Source organism: Nocardia rosealba (genome assembly GCF_020216065.1).
Classification (GTDB): domain Bacteria; phylum Actinomycetota; class Actinomycetes; order Mycobacteriales; family Mycobacteriaceae; genus Nocardia; species Nocardia rosealba.
This window is the reverse complement of sequence record NZ_JAIWNA010000003.1, coordinates 1-14871: the sequence shown is the minus strand read 5'-3', so window position 1 is coordinate 14871 and position 14871 is coordinate 1. Positions and strand designations below refer to the sequence as shown.

The 14871-nt window shown below is 68.3% G+C and carries 14 protein-coding genes; 2 read left to right on the top strand and 12 right to left on the bottom strand.

The window, feature by feature from the left end:
• Nucleotides 1–119: 119 nt before the first annotated feature.
• From rplS to LDL21_RS13540, 6 genes are all read right to left on the bottom strand, one after another.
• Nucleotides 120–461, bottom strand: a complete 342-nt coding sequence (rplS, locus tag LDL21_RS13565; protein WP_019048201.1) for a 50S ribosomal protein L19 — start codon at nt 459–461, stop codon at nt 120–122.
• Nucleotides 462–621: 160 nt separating this feature from the next.
• Nucleotides 622–1512, bottom strand: coding sequence for a hypothetical protein (locus tag LDL21_RS13560; protein WP_181696815.1), 891 nt, complete (start codon nt 1510–1512; stop codon nt 622–624).
• A 21-nt stretch (nt 1513–1533) separates the two neighbouring features.
• Nucleotides 1534–3939 carry a Tex family protein gene (locus LDL21_RS13555; RefSeq protein ID WP_372462178.1) on the bottom strand — a complete coding sequence of 802 codons (2406 nt, stop codon included), beginning with the start codon at nt 3937–3939 and terminating at the stop codon, nt 1534–1536.
• A gap of 47 nt (nt 3940–3986) precedes the next feature.
• Entirely contained in the window at nt 3987–5153 is a 1167-nt protein-coding gene (locus tag LDL21_RS13550) for an alpha/beta hydrolase family protein (protein ID WP_225280364.1), read from the bottom strand.
• A gap of 88 nt (nt 5154–5241) precedes the next feature.
• Nucleotides 5242–6855 carry an AMP-binding protein gene (locus tag LDL21_RS13545; RefSeq protein ID WP_225280363.1) on the bottom strand — a complete coding sequence of 538 codons (1614 nt, stop codon included), beginning with the start codon at nt 6853–6855 and terminating at the stop codon, nt 5242–5244.
• Nucleotides 6855–8576 (bottom strand): AMP-binding protein, encoded by a 1722-nt coding sequence (locus LDL21_RS13540; RefSeq protein WP_225280362.1) that lies wholly within the window; start codon nt 8574–8576, stop codon nt 6855–6857. The genes LDL21_RS13545 and LDL21_RS13540 overlap by 1 nt, the downstream gene beginning before the upstream one ends.
• Nucleotides 8577–8660: 84 nt before the next feature.
• On the opposite strand from LDL21_RS13540, the gene LDL21_RS13535 reads away from it, so the two are divergent.
• Together LDL21_RS13535 and LDL21_RS13530 are read left to right on the top strand one after the other, a co-directional pair.
• The gene (locus LDL21_RS13535) at nt 8661–9500 is read left to right on the top strand and encodes a helix-turn-helix transcriptional regulator (protein ID WP_225280361.1); all 840 of its coding nucleotides are present in this window, start codon (nt 8661–8663) and stop codon (nt 9498–9500) included.
• A 135-nt stretch (nt 9501–9635) separates the two neighbouring features.
• Complete coding sequence (locus tag LDL21_RS13530) at nt 9636–10004, top strand: VOC family protein (protein WP_067496209.1); 369 nt, start codon at nt 9636–9638, stop codon at nt 10002–10004.
• On the opposite strand, the gene trmD is transcribed toward LDL21_RS13530, so the two are convergent.
• From trmD to LDL21_RS13500, 6 genes are all read right to left on the bottom strand, one after another.
• Nucleotides 10001–10681, bottom strand: a complete 681-nt coding sequence (gene trmD / locus LDL21_RS13525; RefSeq protein ID WP_225280360.1) for a tRNA (guanosine(37)-N1)-methyltransferase TrmD — start codon at nt 10679–10681, stop codon at nt 10001–10003. The two genes, LDL21_RS13530 and trmD, sit on opposite strands and share 4 nt — an antisense overlap.
• A 3-nt stretch (nt 10682–10684) precedes the next feature.
• Nucleotides 10685–11209 (bottom strand): ribosome maturation factor RimM, encoded by a 525-nt coding sequence (gene rimM / locus LDL21_RS13520; RefSeq protein ID WP_181696809.1) that lies wholly within the window; start codon nt 11207–11209, stop codon nt 10685–10687.
• Nucleotides 11210–11452 (bottom strand): RNA-binding protein, encoded by a 243-nt coding sequence (locus tag LDL21_RS13515; protein ID WP_056811833.1) that lies wholly within the window; start codon nt 11450–11452, stop codon nt 11210–11212.
• Complete coding sequence (gene rpsP, locus LDL21_RS13510) at nt 11452–11892, bottom strand: 30S ribosomal protein S16 (RefSeq protein ID WP_181696808.1); 441 nt, start codon at nt 11890–11892, stop codon at nt 11452–11454. The genes LDL21_RS13515 and rpsP overlap by 1 nt, the downstream gene beginning before the upstream one ends.
• Before the next feature lie 199 nt (nt 11893–12091).
• Nucleotides 12092–12682, bottom strand: a complete 591-nt coding sequence (locus LDL21_RS13505) for a Uma2 family endonuclease (protein WP_225280359.1) — start codon at nt 12680–12682, stop codon at nt 12092–12094.
• Nucleotides 12683–12710: 28 nt separating this feature from the next.
• Nucleotides 12711–13805, bottom strand: a complete 1095-nt coding sequence (locus LDL21_RS13500; RefSeq protein ID WP_225280358.1) for a metal-dependent hydrolase family protein — start codon at nt 13803–13805, stop codon at nt 12711–12713.
• Nucleotides 13806–14871 lie beyond the last annotated feature (1066 nt).

Below are 14871 nucleotides of genomic sequence, written 5' to 3'. Positions count from 1 at the left end.
CACCCCCCCCCCCCCCATTTGGCGGGGCCCCCCCCGACCAGCTCCGCCGGGCCCCCCCCGGTGCGGGGGGCCGCCGGGCTACTGTCAAAGATTCTGTGCCGGAAAGAGCTACCGGAAGATCAGCGCTTTTCCTTGATCTTGGCGGCCTTGCCGCGCAGGTCGCGCAGGTAGTACAGCTTGGCGCGACGCACGTCACCACGGGTCACGACATCGATGTGGTCGATGTTGGGGCTGTGCACGGGGAAGGTGCGCTCGACACCCACACCGAAGGACACCTTGCGGACCGTGAAGGTCTCGCCGATGCCGCCGCCCTGACGCCGGATCACGACGCCCTTGAAGACCTGGATGCGCTCCTTCGAGCCTTCGATGACCTTCACGTGCACGTTCAGGGTGTCACCGGGACGGAAGTCGGGGACATCGCTACGCAGCGACTTCTCGTCGACGAAATCAAGGGTGTTCATTTTCCACCTTTTCGGATTCTTCGCGCGAACAGAGGAACCTGGCGGCTCGCGCTCGACCGGTTCGTGCTCAGTACAGGGGTGCTCCCGGACATGACTCGCCCAAGGCAACCGGTTCATTGTGCCAGACAGGGTGGTCACGACTGAAATCGGGCGGCGCCGGTCACTCGTCGGCGGGCTTGCCGGAACCGGCTTCGGCCCGTCGACGCGGCAGCAGATGCGGGTGCGGTGGTGGCGCGGGCGGGGCCGCGACGACCTTGCGCCGCAACTCGACCTCGGCGGCGGTGCGTGCGTGTTCGACGTCGGGCTTCCCGGCGATCAGATCCTGGATGAAGATCTTGGCCCGGATCACGGGACGACGGTAGCGCCGCTCCCGGGCGATCGCGCGCGACATCGTCTTGGGTCGGTGCCCGTAGCGCCACCGCGCCCACGGCGCTCCCGGGCGGCTCAGCCGGATCGCACCGACCAGCAGCAGCGGGGTGAAGAACATGCCGAACAACCCGGTCCAGATCTTGCCCTTGGCGATCACCATGGCGGCAAGGACGAGGTTGATCGCCACGGTGACGACGATCCCGACGCGCACCCCGACACCTGCCGACTCCCGGAAATCGTCGTAGTCGAGGAAGGTCGCCGGCTGCACCCCGAGCAGCAGCAGCCCCGTCACGGCCAGCGCGACGAACACCGCGTCCACCGAGGTGCGGCCCTGCTCCTCCCAGTACACATCGCGCAGGTAGAAGATCAGCGCGAACTCGTCGAGCACCAGCGCCGCGCCGATGCCGAAGAAGGCGGCGAGCACGCTCGAGGTGACCTGGGTGGAGTCCTCGGCCGTGGCGATCAGGCCGATGCCCGACAGCAGCACCGTGATGACGCCGAACACCATGTGGTGGATGTGGGTGTCACCGGCCTTGAGGTTGCCCGGCCACCACTTCACCTGCGCGCGGATCAAGCGCACGCTGACGCGGATCACCACGAAACCGAGGATGAACCCCAGCAGGAAACAGAGCAGGGGCAGGCGGCCGTGCGCGATCACATCGTCTTCGAGCCACCGTCGCATGCCGCCCGCCCTGTCGTCGACCTACTTGCCGAAACCGGCCCTGCGCAGCGCCTCGGCCATCGAACCGGTCGGTTCGGCAGCCGGCTTGCGCTGATTGCCGCCGCGCGGTTGCGCCTGACCACGGCCCTGCGCGCGGCCGCCGCCCTGACCACGACCGCCCTGGGGACGACTACCCTGGCCGCGCGGCGCACCGCCCCCACGATTGTCCCCCGTGGCGGGCTTGCCCGGTTCGTCATCCAGCCGAAGGGTGAGCCCGATCCGCTGGCGCGCGACGTCGACCTCGAGCACCTTCACCTTCACCACGTCACCGGACTTGACCACTTCGCGCGGGTCCTTGACGAAGGTGTGCGACAGCGCCGAGACGTGTACGAGGCCGTCCTGGTGCACACCCACATCGACGAACGCGCCGAACGCGGCCACGTTGGTGACGACGCCCTCGAGCACCATGCCCGGCTTCAGGTCGGCGACCTTCTCGATCCCGGCGGCGAATTCGGCGGTCTTGAACTCCGGGCGCGGGTCGCGGCCCGGCTTCTCGAGCTCGGCGATGATGTCGCTGACGGTGGGCACACCGAACTTCTCGTCGGTGAACTCGACCGGCTCCAGCGAGCGCAGCACCGAGGTGTTGCCGATGACCTCGGCGATCGGCTTACCGGTTCGCTCGAGAATCCGGCGGACCACCGGGTATGCCTCGGGGTGCACCGCGGAGGTGTCGAGCGGGTCCTCACCCCCGCGGATCCGCAGGAAGCCCGCGCACTGCTCGAAAGCCTTGGGCCCCAGTCGCGGCACCTCGAGCAACGCGGTGCGGCTGCGGAACGGGCCGTTCTGATCACGGTGGGCCACAATGCTTTCCGCGACCGAGCCGGACACGCCGGAGACGCGGGCCAGCAGCGGCACCGAGGCGGTGTTCACGTCGACACCGACCGCGTTCACCGCGTCCTCGACGACGGCGCCCAGCGAGCGCGCCAGCAGTGTTTCGGACACGTCGTGCTGGTACTGGCCGACACCGATCGACTTGGGATCGATCTTCACCAGCTCGGCGAGCGGGTCCTGCAGGCGGCGCGCGATCGACACCGCACCGCGCAGCGACACGTCCATGTCGGGCAGTTCCGCCGAGGCATAGGCCGACGCGGAGTACACCGACGCGCCCGCTTCCGAGACCACGATCTTGGTCGGCTTGTTCTCGGGGATGCGCGAAATCAGTTCGGTGGCAAGGGCATCGGTTTCACGGGAGGCGGTGCCGTTGCCGATCGCGATGAGCTCGACGTTGAATCGGGCGACCAGCGCGGCGAGCACGGCGAGGGACTTCTCGGTCTGGCCCTGCGGCTTGTGCGGGTAGATGACCTCGGTCGCGACGGCCTTACCGGTCGCGTCGACGACGGCGACTTTCACACCGGTGCGGTAGCCGGGGTCCAGGCCCATCGTGGTGCGGGTGCCCGCGGGCGCGGCGAGCAGCAGGTCGCGCAGGTTGGCGGCGAAGACGTCGACGGCGTCCTTCTCGGCGGCCTGACGCAACCGCATCCTGGTATCGATACCGAGACTCACCTGCAGTTTGGTTCGCCATGCCCAGCGCACGGTGTCGAGCAGCCAGGTGTCGGCGGGGCGGCCCTGGTCGGCGATGCCGAAGGCCTTGGCGATGCGGCCCTCGTAGATGGTGCGCGTTCCGGGTTCGGGTTCTTCGGTGTCGGGTTCGAGGTGCAGGGTGAGCACCTCTTCCTTCTCCCCGCGCAGCAGCGCGAGGATTCGGTGCGAGGGCAGCTTGTGGAACGGTTCGCTGAACTCGAAATAGTCGGCGAACTTGGCGCCCGCCTCTTCTTTGCCCGCACGAACCGTCGAGGTGACCTGGCCCCGGTTCCACATCATCTCGCGCAGCTCACCGACCAAGTCGGCGTCTTCGGCGAAGCGTTCCACCAGGATCGCGCGGGCGCCGTCGAGTTGCTCGGCGGTGTAGTTCGCGGGGTCGGTGGTCGGGTCGGTGATGAGCGCGTCGGCCACGGGTTCGTGGCCGGCCTCGCGCGCGATCTGGGCCTTGGTGCGGCGCTTGGGCTTGTAGGGCAGGTAGATGTCTTCGAGGCGGGCCTTGGTCTCGGCGAGCATGATCTGCTCGTGCAGGGCCGGATCGAGTTTGCCCTGGCCGCGGATGGATTCGATGATGGCGCCGCGTCGCTCGTCGAGCTCGCGCAGGTAGCCGAGCCGTTCTTCGAGCTGACGCAACTGGGCATCGTCGAGGCCACCGGTGACCTCCTTGCGGTAGCGCGCGATGAACGGGACCGTCGAACCACCGTCGAGCAGTTCGACGGCGGCGCGGACCTGCGTCTCGCGCACCCCCAATTCGTCGGCGATCCGCCTGCCCACGCTGGCCAGGATGGTCGTGCTGTCGGTCGGAGTGCCGTTCGACGTCGAACGGGCGATCTCGGGCGCTGTCGTCACAGCCGCAGAGACTACAGCTCCCCGCCGACACCCGGCTCGATCCCAGGTCAGCGCACCGTCGTGAGCTCGGGTTCGGTGATCGGGCGATCCAGGAGTGTGTCGGTGCGCTCGCGCAGGAATTTGTCGAACATGGCGGCCACGTAGGAACGCACCAGCGTCGCCATCCGTTCGGTATCGATGGTGCCGATGTACTGCGCGGCAGCGGGCTTGGCAGGGGCGGGGACGAACGCGGGCATGTCGGTGAAGTCGTAGTGCGCCGAATCCGCAATCGCCAGATGGCGTTTCCAGCCGGTGGCCTTACCCCAGAACGCGTCGAACGACGGGTTCCCGTCACCGACCTGCTCGATCTGGGCGCTGGTCAGCACGAGTGTCGGCCTGTCGACGCCCTCGGTGACGGCGCGACCGAATGCTTCGTCGACACCGATCTGGCCGTCCATGTCGACCGCCGCGTCGATGCGGCGGTCGGTGTGCATGGCTTCGACCGCGGTGTAGCCACCCGAGGAATGGCCGACGGCACCGACCCGCTCCATATCGAGTACCAGCCCCAGATCGATGGGTAGCGCGTCCTGCTCGGAATCCGGATTCTCACCACTCGACAGCCGGGTCAGCGAGTCGAGGACGAACCGGAAGTCGAGCAGCCTTGCCGCAATGTACTTTTCGCGGATAGTCGTATCGAAACCGTTCGGTGCGGGTGTGGGTAAGACAATGCGCCCGCCGGGGAACTCGACGGCCGGTCCCGTCTCATAGGTGTGGTCGACGGTCACAACCACGTAGCCACGCGAGGCAAGGTCTTCGGCCAAGCCGGTGCCGAGGACACGCGAAACACCGGCGCCGGGCGTGTACAGCACCACCGGGTAGGTCGTTCCGGCGCGGGCGGGCGCGTCACGATGGGCATGGGTCAGTACGCCGGGAAGTTCGATACCCAGCGTCTTCTCGAGCCCGGGGATCAACTCGGTCGACGCGTAATGTGCCCGCGGGTAACGGTCGACGTCGGTGGCCGGGTAGAAGACCGAAACCATCAGTTCCCGTGTCCGGCCTGCTTCGAACGGGTCCGGTCTGGCGGCGTCGACCAGATGCAGCGTCGTCGTTCCCACCGGCATTTCACCGCCGGGGCGCGGCAGCACAGTGACTCCCGGCCCTGCCTCGACCGTGGCTCCGCTCGCCGCCACCAGCGCGCACATCACTGTCATGACCATCGATACGCGACGGATCACCCTGTCCCCCAGCATATTCGGTGGCGGGCATCGAGCGCCCGCCCGTCGCGAGCACGGTAGCAAACCGCAGCCGTGCCCGCGACGGATCTCAGCGGAGGAGGTCGAGGGCCAGCTCCCGCATCTCGGCCTTGCGGATCTTGCCGGTGACCGTCATCGGGAACTCGTCGACCACGTGCACATAGCGCGGGATCTTGTAGTGGGCGAGGCGACCAGTGCAGAAGTCGCGGATCGCGGCCGCGTCGAGCGGGGCGGCGCCCTCGCGCACACGGAGCCAGACCATCAGCTCCTCACCGTATTTCTCGTCGGGGACGCCGATCACCTGGGCATCGACGATGTCGGGGTGGGTGTAGAGGAATTCCTCGATCTCGCGGGGGTAGATGTTCTCGCCGCCGCGGATCACCATGTCCTTGATCCGGCCGGTGACCGAGAGATAGCCGTCGTCGTCCATCACGCCGATGTCGCCGGTGTGCATCCAGCGGGCGGCGTCGATCACCTCCGCGGTCTTGTCGGGCTGGTCCCAGTAGCCCAGCATCACCGAGTACCCGCGGGTGCACAGCTCGCCGGGTTCGCCGCGCGACACCGTGCGACCGGTGTCGGGGTCGACCACCTTCACCTCGAGGTGCGGTCCGACGCGGCCGACGGTGGCGGTGCGGCGTTCGATGCTGTCGTCGCGCCGGGTCTGGGTGGACACCGGGCTGGTCTCGGTCATCCCGTAACAGATCGATACCTCGGCCATCCCCATTCGGTCGATCACCCGCTTCATCACCTCCACCGGACACGGTGAACCGGCCATGATGCCGGTGCGCAGGCTCGAAAGATCGTGGGACGCACCGTTGTCGAGCTCGGCGAGCATGGCGATGAACATGGTCGGCACACCGTAGAGCGAGGTGCATCGTTCGGCGGCCACAGCGGCCAGCGTGGCGGCCGGATCGAAGGACGGCGCCGGAATCACCACCGCCGCACCGTGTGAGGTGGCCGCGAGGTTGCCCATGACCATGCCGAAGCAGTGATAGTAAGGAACCGGCACGCAGATCCGGTCGGCGCTGGTGTAGCCGCAGAGTTCGCCGACGAAGAAGCCGTTGTTGAGGATGTTGTGGTGGCTCAGGGTCGCGCCCTTGGGGAAACCTGTTGTGCCCGAGGTGTATTGGATGTTGATCGGGTCGTCGGCCGACAGGGTCGCCGCGATGGCGGCCAAGCGCTGCGAGTCAGGTGCCGTCTCGGCCACTTCCTGCCACTGGGGTGTACCGAGGATCAGGACCTGCTCCAGCGCAGGGCAATTCGGACGCACCTGCTCGATCATCGCCACGTAGTTCGAGGACTTGAACTCCGCGGCCGCGATCAGTGCTCGCACCCCGGCCTGCCCGAGGACGTACTCGAGTTCGCTGCTGCGGTAGGCGGGATTGATGTTCACCAGGATCGCGCCGAGCTTGGCCGTCGCGTACTGCACGAGGTACCACTCGGCGCAGTTCGGTGCCCAGATGCCCACCCGGTCGCCGCGCCCGATGCCGCGGGCCGCGAGTCCGGTCGCGACAGCGTCGACGGCTGCCCCCACTTCGCGGTAGGTCCAGCGTCGGCCCGTCGTCCGGTCGACGAGGGCTTCCTGATCGGGACCGGCCGCGATGGTCCGGTCGAGATTCGCGCCGATGGTATCGCCGATCAGCGGGGTACTCGCGGGACCGCTGGCGTAGCTGAGTTCGGACATCACCGGATCTCCTTGCCGCGCAGCAGGAACCGCTGCACTTTCCCGCTAGGGGTTTTGGGCAGACTCGCGACGAAATGTACCCGTCGCGGATAGGCGTGGGCCGCGAATTCGTCCTTCACCAGCTGTTGCAGCTCGGCCACCAGCTCGTCGTCGCCGTCGACACCCTCGCGCGGCACCACGAATGCCTCGAGCACCTCACCCCGCAGCTCGTCGGGCATGCCCACAACGGCGGCTTCGGCGACCTGAGCGTGCATCACCAGCACGCTTTCTACCTCGAACGGCCCGATCCGGTACCCGGCCATGATGATCACATCGTCGTCGCGGGCACTGAAGCGGAAGAATCCGTCGGCATCGCGGGCACCGACGTCGCCGGTCAGATACCAGCGGCCGTCTGCGGTGAACCGCGCCGAAGTACGTTCGGGGTCGTCGAGGTAGCCGAGGAACCACAGCAGCGGGCTGTGGTCGGTGTCGATGGCGACCCGGCCGACCTCGCCGGGCGCTGCCTCGGTGTCTGTGTCCTCGGCGAGCACCGTGCATGCCCAGCCCGGCAACTGTCTGCCCATCGAACCGGTGGGGGCCTCGACGTCGAGGTCGGGGTGCCAGGCGTGGCAGATGACCATGCCGTGCTCGGTCTGGCCGTAGTGGTCACGCACCGCGACACCGAGTGCGTCACGGGACCAGGAAACGACCTCGGGCGTGAGCGGCTCCCCCGCCGATGAGGCCCGGCGCAACGCCACCCCGTCGGGAACCTGCCCGTCGGCGCGCAACGCCCGGTACACGGTCGGTGCGGCGGCGAAATTGGTGACACCGAAGCGGCGCAACACCTCCCAGGTCAGGGGCGCGGAGAAACCGGCATGCAGCAGCAGGCTGCGCACACCGGTGGCCAGCGGTGCCAGGATCGCGTAGTAGAGGCCGTAGGCCCAGCCGGGGTCGGCCGCGTTCCAGTAGACGTCGTCGCCGCGCATGTCCAAGGCGAATTCCTGGTAGGCGTGGAAGGAGGCCAGCGCGCGCACCGGAATCGGTACGCCCTTGGGTGTGCCGGTGGTGCCGCTGGTGAACAGCTGGACCAGCAGGCCGTCACCGCCGACCGCGACCGGGACCGCCCGCGGGTCGTCGGCCCGGTGCGTGTCGAGCAGGTCATGGAAAGACAAGGTGCCGGGCAGGGCTTCGCCGGCGACGATCGTGATGGGCGGGCTCGTCGGCCCGGCAGCCGATCCCGACGAGTCGGGTGCGGCGAGCGGCGGCTCGGCACCCGCACCGATCCGCCCACTCGGTGTGGTCGGGCCGTCACCGGCCGGAAATCCTTCGCTTGCACGCAGTTTCGGTGCCTGGTCGGCATCGGCGACGACAACCCTCGTGTTGCTCGCCGCGAGCCGGAACTCGATGGCAGCGGGCGCGAAGGCGGTGAACAGCAGCACATGCACCGCGCCACGACGCCAGATTCCCAGCAGCGCCACCACCAGGTCGGCGGACTTGGCCATCAGGGTGGCCACCCGGTCGCCCGGGCCGACACCGAGCCCGGCCAGCGCGGCCGCGAACCGCGACGAACGCTCGCGCAACTCCCCGTAGGTCAGGTCGCGGGCGGTCAGGTCGGACTCGACGACCGTGAACGCGATCGCGTCGGCCGGATGCCCGTCACAGAGCAACTCGGCCGCGCACGCCTCGGGGCCGTCGTAGCGGGCGAGCAGGTCGCGTACCCGCGCGTCCAGGTCGGTACTCATCGCAGTTCTCCTCAACACCGTGCCGGTCTCGCATAGAATGTGGCACACCTCACGTTCGCCACTACCCCCGAAAAGGGGTGATCCATGAGCTCCCTGTTGCGTCCCCGCGACGGCGACGCCTTGCGTGCCGAGATCCGCTGGGTGGCGCGCCGGGCGGACGTGCCCGTGGTCTTCGGCGGCCCGGTCGACGAGGACACCTTGCTGCTCACCGAGTTCGTCGGCACCGTCACCACCGGTCTGCGCGGGCTGTCGGTGCTGCGTACCTCCGGCCTCGGTGGGCAGGCGATGCAATACCGCAGACCGGCGGCCGTGGCCGACTACCGCCGCGCACCAACCATCACCCACGACTACGACGCGGCCGTCTCGGGCGAGGGGCTGCGCTCGGTGATCGCCGTGCCGGTTGTGGTCGGGGACCGGCCGCGCGCGGTGCTGTACGCGGCCACCCGTGGCGCGAGCCCCCTCGGCGACCGCGCCGCCGACGTGATCATGGCGGCGGGCAGGCGGCTGGCGAACGAGATCGCCGTGCGCGACGAGGTGGATCGGCGGGTGCGGTTGCTCGAGCTCGCGGAACCGGTCGCCGCCACACCGGCCACCGAGGAGCTGCGCGAGATCCACGCCGAACTGCGTGCGATGTCGGCCGCCGTCGACGATGCCACGCTGCGTGACCGGCTGGCGGGTGTGTCGGCACGACTGGCCGCCGTGATGACCGGAGCACCGGCCGACGAAGCGCCTCGGTTGTCGCGGCGGGAGATCGACGTGCTCGCCCAGGTGGCCCTCGGTTGCACGAATCAGGAAGTGGCGCTTCGGCTCTCACTCGGGGCGGAGACGGTGAAGAGCTATCTGCGGCACGCGATGAGCAAGCTCGACGCAAGCACCCGTCAGGAAGCTGTGGTGACGGCGCGGCGGTACGGGCTGCTCCCCTGAGTCACGCACCTGTTTCCGGACGGAACCAGCAATCCTCGTTCTGGACGATCACACAACGAACAACCCTAAGCAATACCCAAATGTCTTTAGCGCAAAACAATCTCGGCGAGGAATCCGACCGGTACCGTCGATCCGATGACGGAGCCTTTTCAGCTGGCCGGCCTCTCCCTCGACTGCGCCGACCCCGAGTCTCTCGCCCGTTTCTACCTGGGGCTGCTCGGCGGCCGCGTCCTGTGGAACGACGAGCACAGCGTCGGTATCCGCATACCGTCGGGACTGACGATCGCGGCACAGTACGTGGAGGGCTACTACCCGCCGCAATGGCCCGGCACGCCCGCGGTGTACCTGGACCTCGCGGCCGATGCCGACCTGGATCTGTGCGAACAGCACGCGCTGGCGGTTGGCGCCACACCCGCACCGGTACAACAGGATCCGCGCTGGCGGGTACTGCTCGACCCGGCCGGGCATCCGTTCTGCATCACCACGCGGGTGATGGCGAACTAATCGGGCAGCAGGTCGGGCCTGCGCTCGCGGGTCCGCTGCAGCGACTGCTCGCGACGCCAGGCGGCGATCTTCGCGTGATCGCCCGACAGCAGGATCGGCGGCACCTCGAGACCACGCCAGGACACCGGGCGGGTGTAGCTCGGGCCTTCGAGGAGGCCGTCGGAGAACGAATCCTCTTGGTGTGACTGCTGATTGCCGAGTACACCGGGGATCAGCCGGACCACGGCCTCGGTCATCACCAGTACCGCCGCCTCGCCGCCGATGAGCACGTAGTCACCGATGCTCACCTCTTCCACGCGCACGCGGCGGGCGGCGTCGTCGAAGACGCGCTGGTCGATGCCCTCGTAGCGGCCGCAGGCGAACACCAGGTGCTTTTCGGTGGACCAGCGTTGGGCGGTGGCCTGGGTGAAGGGCACCCCGGCCGGAGTGGGAACGACGAGCAGCGCGTCGTCGGGGCATACCTCGTCGAGCGCGTCGCCCCAGACGGTGGGTTTCATGACCATGCCGGGGCCGCCGCCGTAGGGCGAATCGTCGACCGACTTGTGCACATCGTGGGTCCAGTGACGCAGGTCGTGCACACCGATCGAGATCAAGCCCTTGTCGACGGCCTTGCCGAGCAGCGCTGTGCGCAGCGGCTCGAGATATTCCGGGAAGATCGTGACGACATCGAGTTGCACGAATTACTCCGGATCGAGCAGGCCCTCGGGCGGGGTGATGACCACCAGACCGTCGGCGACCGACACGGTCGGCACGATGGCGGTGACAAAGGGAATCAGAATTTCGCGGCCGTCGTCTTCGGCGCGCACCGACAGCAATTCGCCTGCGGCGGAATGCAATACCTCGGTGACCTTGCCGACGACGGTGCCGTCTTCGAGTTCGACGCGCAGACCTTCGAGCTCGTGGTCGTAGAAGGCGTCGTCATCGTCGGACGGGGGCAGGGTTTCGCTGTCGACGACGAACAGCAGCCCCCGCAGCGCGTCGGCGGCGGTACGGTCGTCGACGCCGTCGACGAACACCAGAAGCCGGCCCGAGTGCTCTCGGGCCGACTTCACGGTGAACTCACGGGTCGCCGAGGACTTCGGCATGCGGCCGTGCAGGGTGGCACCGGGAGCGAACCGGGCATCCGGCTCATCGGTGCGCACCTCGACGACGAGTTCGCCGCGCACGCCGTGCGACTTGGCGACCCGACCTACGACGAGTTCCATCTAGGCGTCGGTGTCGACCACGTCGACCCGGATACCCCGGCCACCGATACCGGCGACCAGGGTGCGCAGCGCGGTCGCGGTACGACCACCGCGACCGATCACCTTGCCCAGGTCTTCAGGATGGACATGCACCTCGACGGTGCGTCCGCGACGGCCGGTGAGCAGCTCGACGCGGACGTCGTCCGGGTTGGCGACGATGCCACGAACCAGATGTTCGACGGCGTCGGCAACAACGGCAGTCATTACTCGGCAGCCTCGGTGGCCGGGGTCTCCTCGGCGGCAGCCTCTTCCTTCTTGGCGGCCTTCTTCTTCGGGGTGACGGCCTCGGCGACGGGCTCGTTGTCGGCGGCGGCCAGCGCGGCGTTGAACAGGTCCAGCTTGGACGGCTTGGCGGCCTTCACCTTGAGGGTGCCCTCGGTGCCCGGCAGGCCCTTGAACTTCTGCCAGTCGCCGGTGATCTCCAGCAGACGCTGCACGGACTCGGTCGGCTGCGCGCCGACGGACAGCCAGTACTGCACGCGCTCGGAATCGATCTCGATCAGCGAGGGCTCTTCCTTCGGGTGGTACTTGCCGACCGACTCGATGGCACGGCCGTCACGACGGGTGCGGGCGTCGGCGACGACGACGCGGTACTGGGGGTTGCGGATCTTGCCCAGACGGGTGAGCTTGATGCGAACAGCCATGCTGATCTGCCTCTTTCAGTAGTTTGGTCACCACGCGATTCGGCGACCCACATGGTCTGCGGGTCCGGTTTCGCGCATGAAGTGCGTGACCGCCGCGCGGTACGTAACCGGAGACGGGCTGACACTGTCCAGGGAGGACGGTGGTCCATTGTGCCAGACAGGTCGAGCCCACCTGAAATCGCCCGCTGCGATCGAGGCACTACCGCGGTGCAAGCTGCGCGGTGTCGATAGTCACCGGAACGGGCCCGGGCGCCGTAACCGTCTCCCCGTCAGTGGCGTATACCTTCCGGCGGTAGCCCGATTCGTCGAGGCCGAGCGCCTCGAAGCCGACGCGGTTGCCGACTGTCAGATCGATGATCCATAGGTAGGGCACCCTTGCCTCGGCAAATGCGGCCATCCTGGTGTCGCGCTCTTCGCGTGAAATGTTCCGCGACCGAACCTCCACGGCGAGAATTACGTCCTCTGCCCCACAGCTCACATGGCGCGGGGACCCGCTCGACACGATGACATCCGGGATGACTGCGATGCGAAGCGGCGTGCTGATACGGATCGGCACGGCTTGGAGCACCGTCAGATCGTCCCGGTCGGCCGCCCGCAAGGCAGACCGCATCGCGCCGACCAGCTCATCAGCGATGTACCGATGCACACCACCTGGCGGCGGGCTGACGACCGGGTAGCCCCAGATGAGTTCGAGCCGCGTTCCATCGGTCGGCTGGCCTTCGACGAGCCAATCGTCCACAGCAAGCGGGCCCAACGGGTGGGTCAGCGAAACCTCGACGCTCGTCGTCATCCCTACCGATCTTCCTGGTGTGTGTTGTTCAGCGGTGGTCGGTGACCGGGTTGGGGGTTTTGACGACCATGCCGCGGAGGACGACCCAGAGGGGGTCGGTGAGGGCGGCCGGGGTGGTGCGGGGGTCGTCGGCGTAGACGACGAAGTCGGCGGGGGCGCCTTCGGTGATGGATTCGCGGCCGAGCCAGGTGCGGGCGTTCCAGGAGGCGGCGCCGAGGGCGTCGTGGGGGGACAGGCCCGCGCCGGTGAGGGCGGCGATCTCGTCGGCGATGCGGCCGTGGCGGATGGAGCCGCCCGCGTCGGTGCCCGCGTAGATCGGGACGCCCGCCTCGTGGGCTTTGCCGACGGTGTCGCGGACGCGGCGGTGCAGGTCGCGCATGTGGGCGGCGTAGACGGGGAACTTGGTCGCCGAGTCGGCGATGCCGGGGAAGGTGTCGATATTGATGAGGGTGGGGACCAGTGCGGTGCCGTTGGCCAGCATCAGTTCGATGGTGTCGTCGGTGAGGCCGGTGCCGTGCTCGAGGCAGTCGATGCCCGCGTTGATGAGGCCGGGCAGGGCGTCCTCGCCGAAGACGTGGGCGGTCACGCGGGCGCCGTTGGCGTGCGCGGCGTCGATCGCTTGTTTCAGGATGTCGTCGCTCCACAGTGGGCGCAGGTCCCCCACCGACCGGTCGATCCAGTCGCCGACGATCTTCACCCATCCGTCGCCGAAGCGCGCCTGTTCGGCGACGATCTCGGGCAGGTCGCGTTCGTCGTCGAGCTCGATGCCGAGTTCACGGATGTAGCGCTTGGGCCGCGCGATGTGGCGCCCCGCGCGGATGATGCGCGGCAGTTCGGCGTGCTCGTCGATGAACCGGGTGTCGATCGGTGAGCCGGCGTCACGCAGCAGCAGGGCGCCCGCGTCGCGCTCCGTCTCGGCCTGCTCGATCGCACCCTCGTGCGTCTCGTCACCGCCGCCGTACCGAATACCGACGTGACAGTGAGCGTCTACCAGACCCGGCACGATCCACCCTGTGCGACAGAGGGTTTCGGCCCCCACCACCGGCTCGAATGTCACCGCACCGTCGACCACCCAGAGGTCGAGCTCCTGATCACCGGGAAGAACCACACCACGCAGATGCACACCAACCTCCAGACGTCAGCCTGCCCCCAACCTACCGCCAACACCCCACCCCGAACCCGCCGAAACCACATTCCCAGCCCCCACATTCCCAGTCCGCTACACGACTCCATACGAGCCGTTCACCCGCCACAATCCCGAGCCACGCTGCACCACGCGAGTCGGCCACCACCACAATCCCGCCCACCACAAGAGCCCCTACTACCGCACCCCCATCCCCAAACTGCACCGCCCGAGTCCGCCACCTATCGCACTCCCTGGCCCCCGCGGCACCGCCCGAGTCCACCGCCTACCGCACGCCCAGCCCGCGTGGCAGTACTCGAGTCCGCCACCCAGCCCGCGCGGCACTACTCGAGTCCGCACCTACCGCACACCCGGCCCGCGTGGCACTACTCCAGTCCACCGTCTACCGCACCGCCAGCCCGAACTGCACCGCCCGAGTTGGCCGCCTACCGCGCTCCCCGGCCCACGTGGCACCGCCCGAGTCCGCCACCTACCGCACTCCCTGGCCCACGTGGCACCACTCGAGTCCGCCACCTACCGCACTCCCCGGCCCACGTGGCACCGCCCGAGTCCGCCACCTACCGCACTCCCTGGCCCACGTGGCACCACTCGAGTCCGCCACCTACCGCACTCCCTGGCCCACGTGGCACCGCCCGAGTCCGCCACCTACCGCACTCCCTGGCCCACGTGGCACCACTCGAGTCCGCCACCTACCGCACTCCCCGGCCCACGTGGCACCGCCCGAGTCGGCCGCCTACCGCACTCCCAGCCCACGTGGCACCGGCCCGAGTCGGCCGCCTACCGCAGAGCGCTGCGGCGAGATTGTCGACGAGGGCGTGGATCTCGTTGCGGTCTCTCCCAGCCCACGTGGCACCACTCGAGTCCGCCATGACAGCATTCCCAGCCACAGGGCACCACTCAAGTCCGCCATGACCGCACTCCCAACCCCGCACGACCCGACCTCGAGGAGGGTCCGCCGCGAAGCGGCGCAGCGGCCCGGCCGCGCGAACAGCGCTCGAAGCGCATGCGCGAAGCGCGAGTCTCGAGCGCTGTTCGCGCGGCCCCT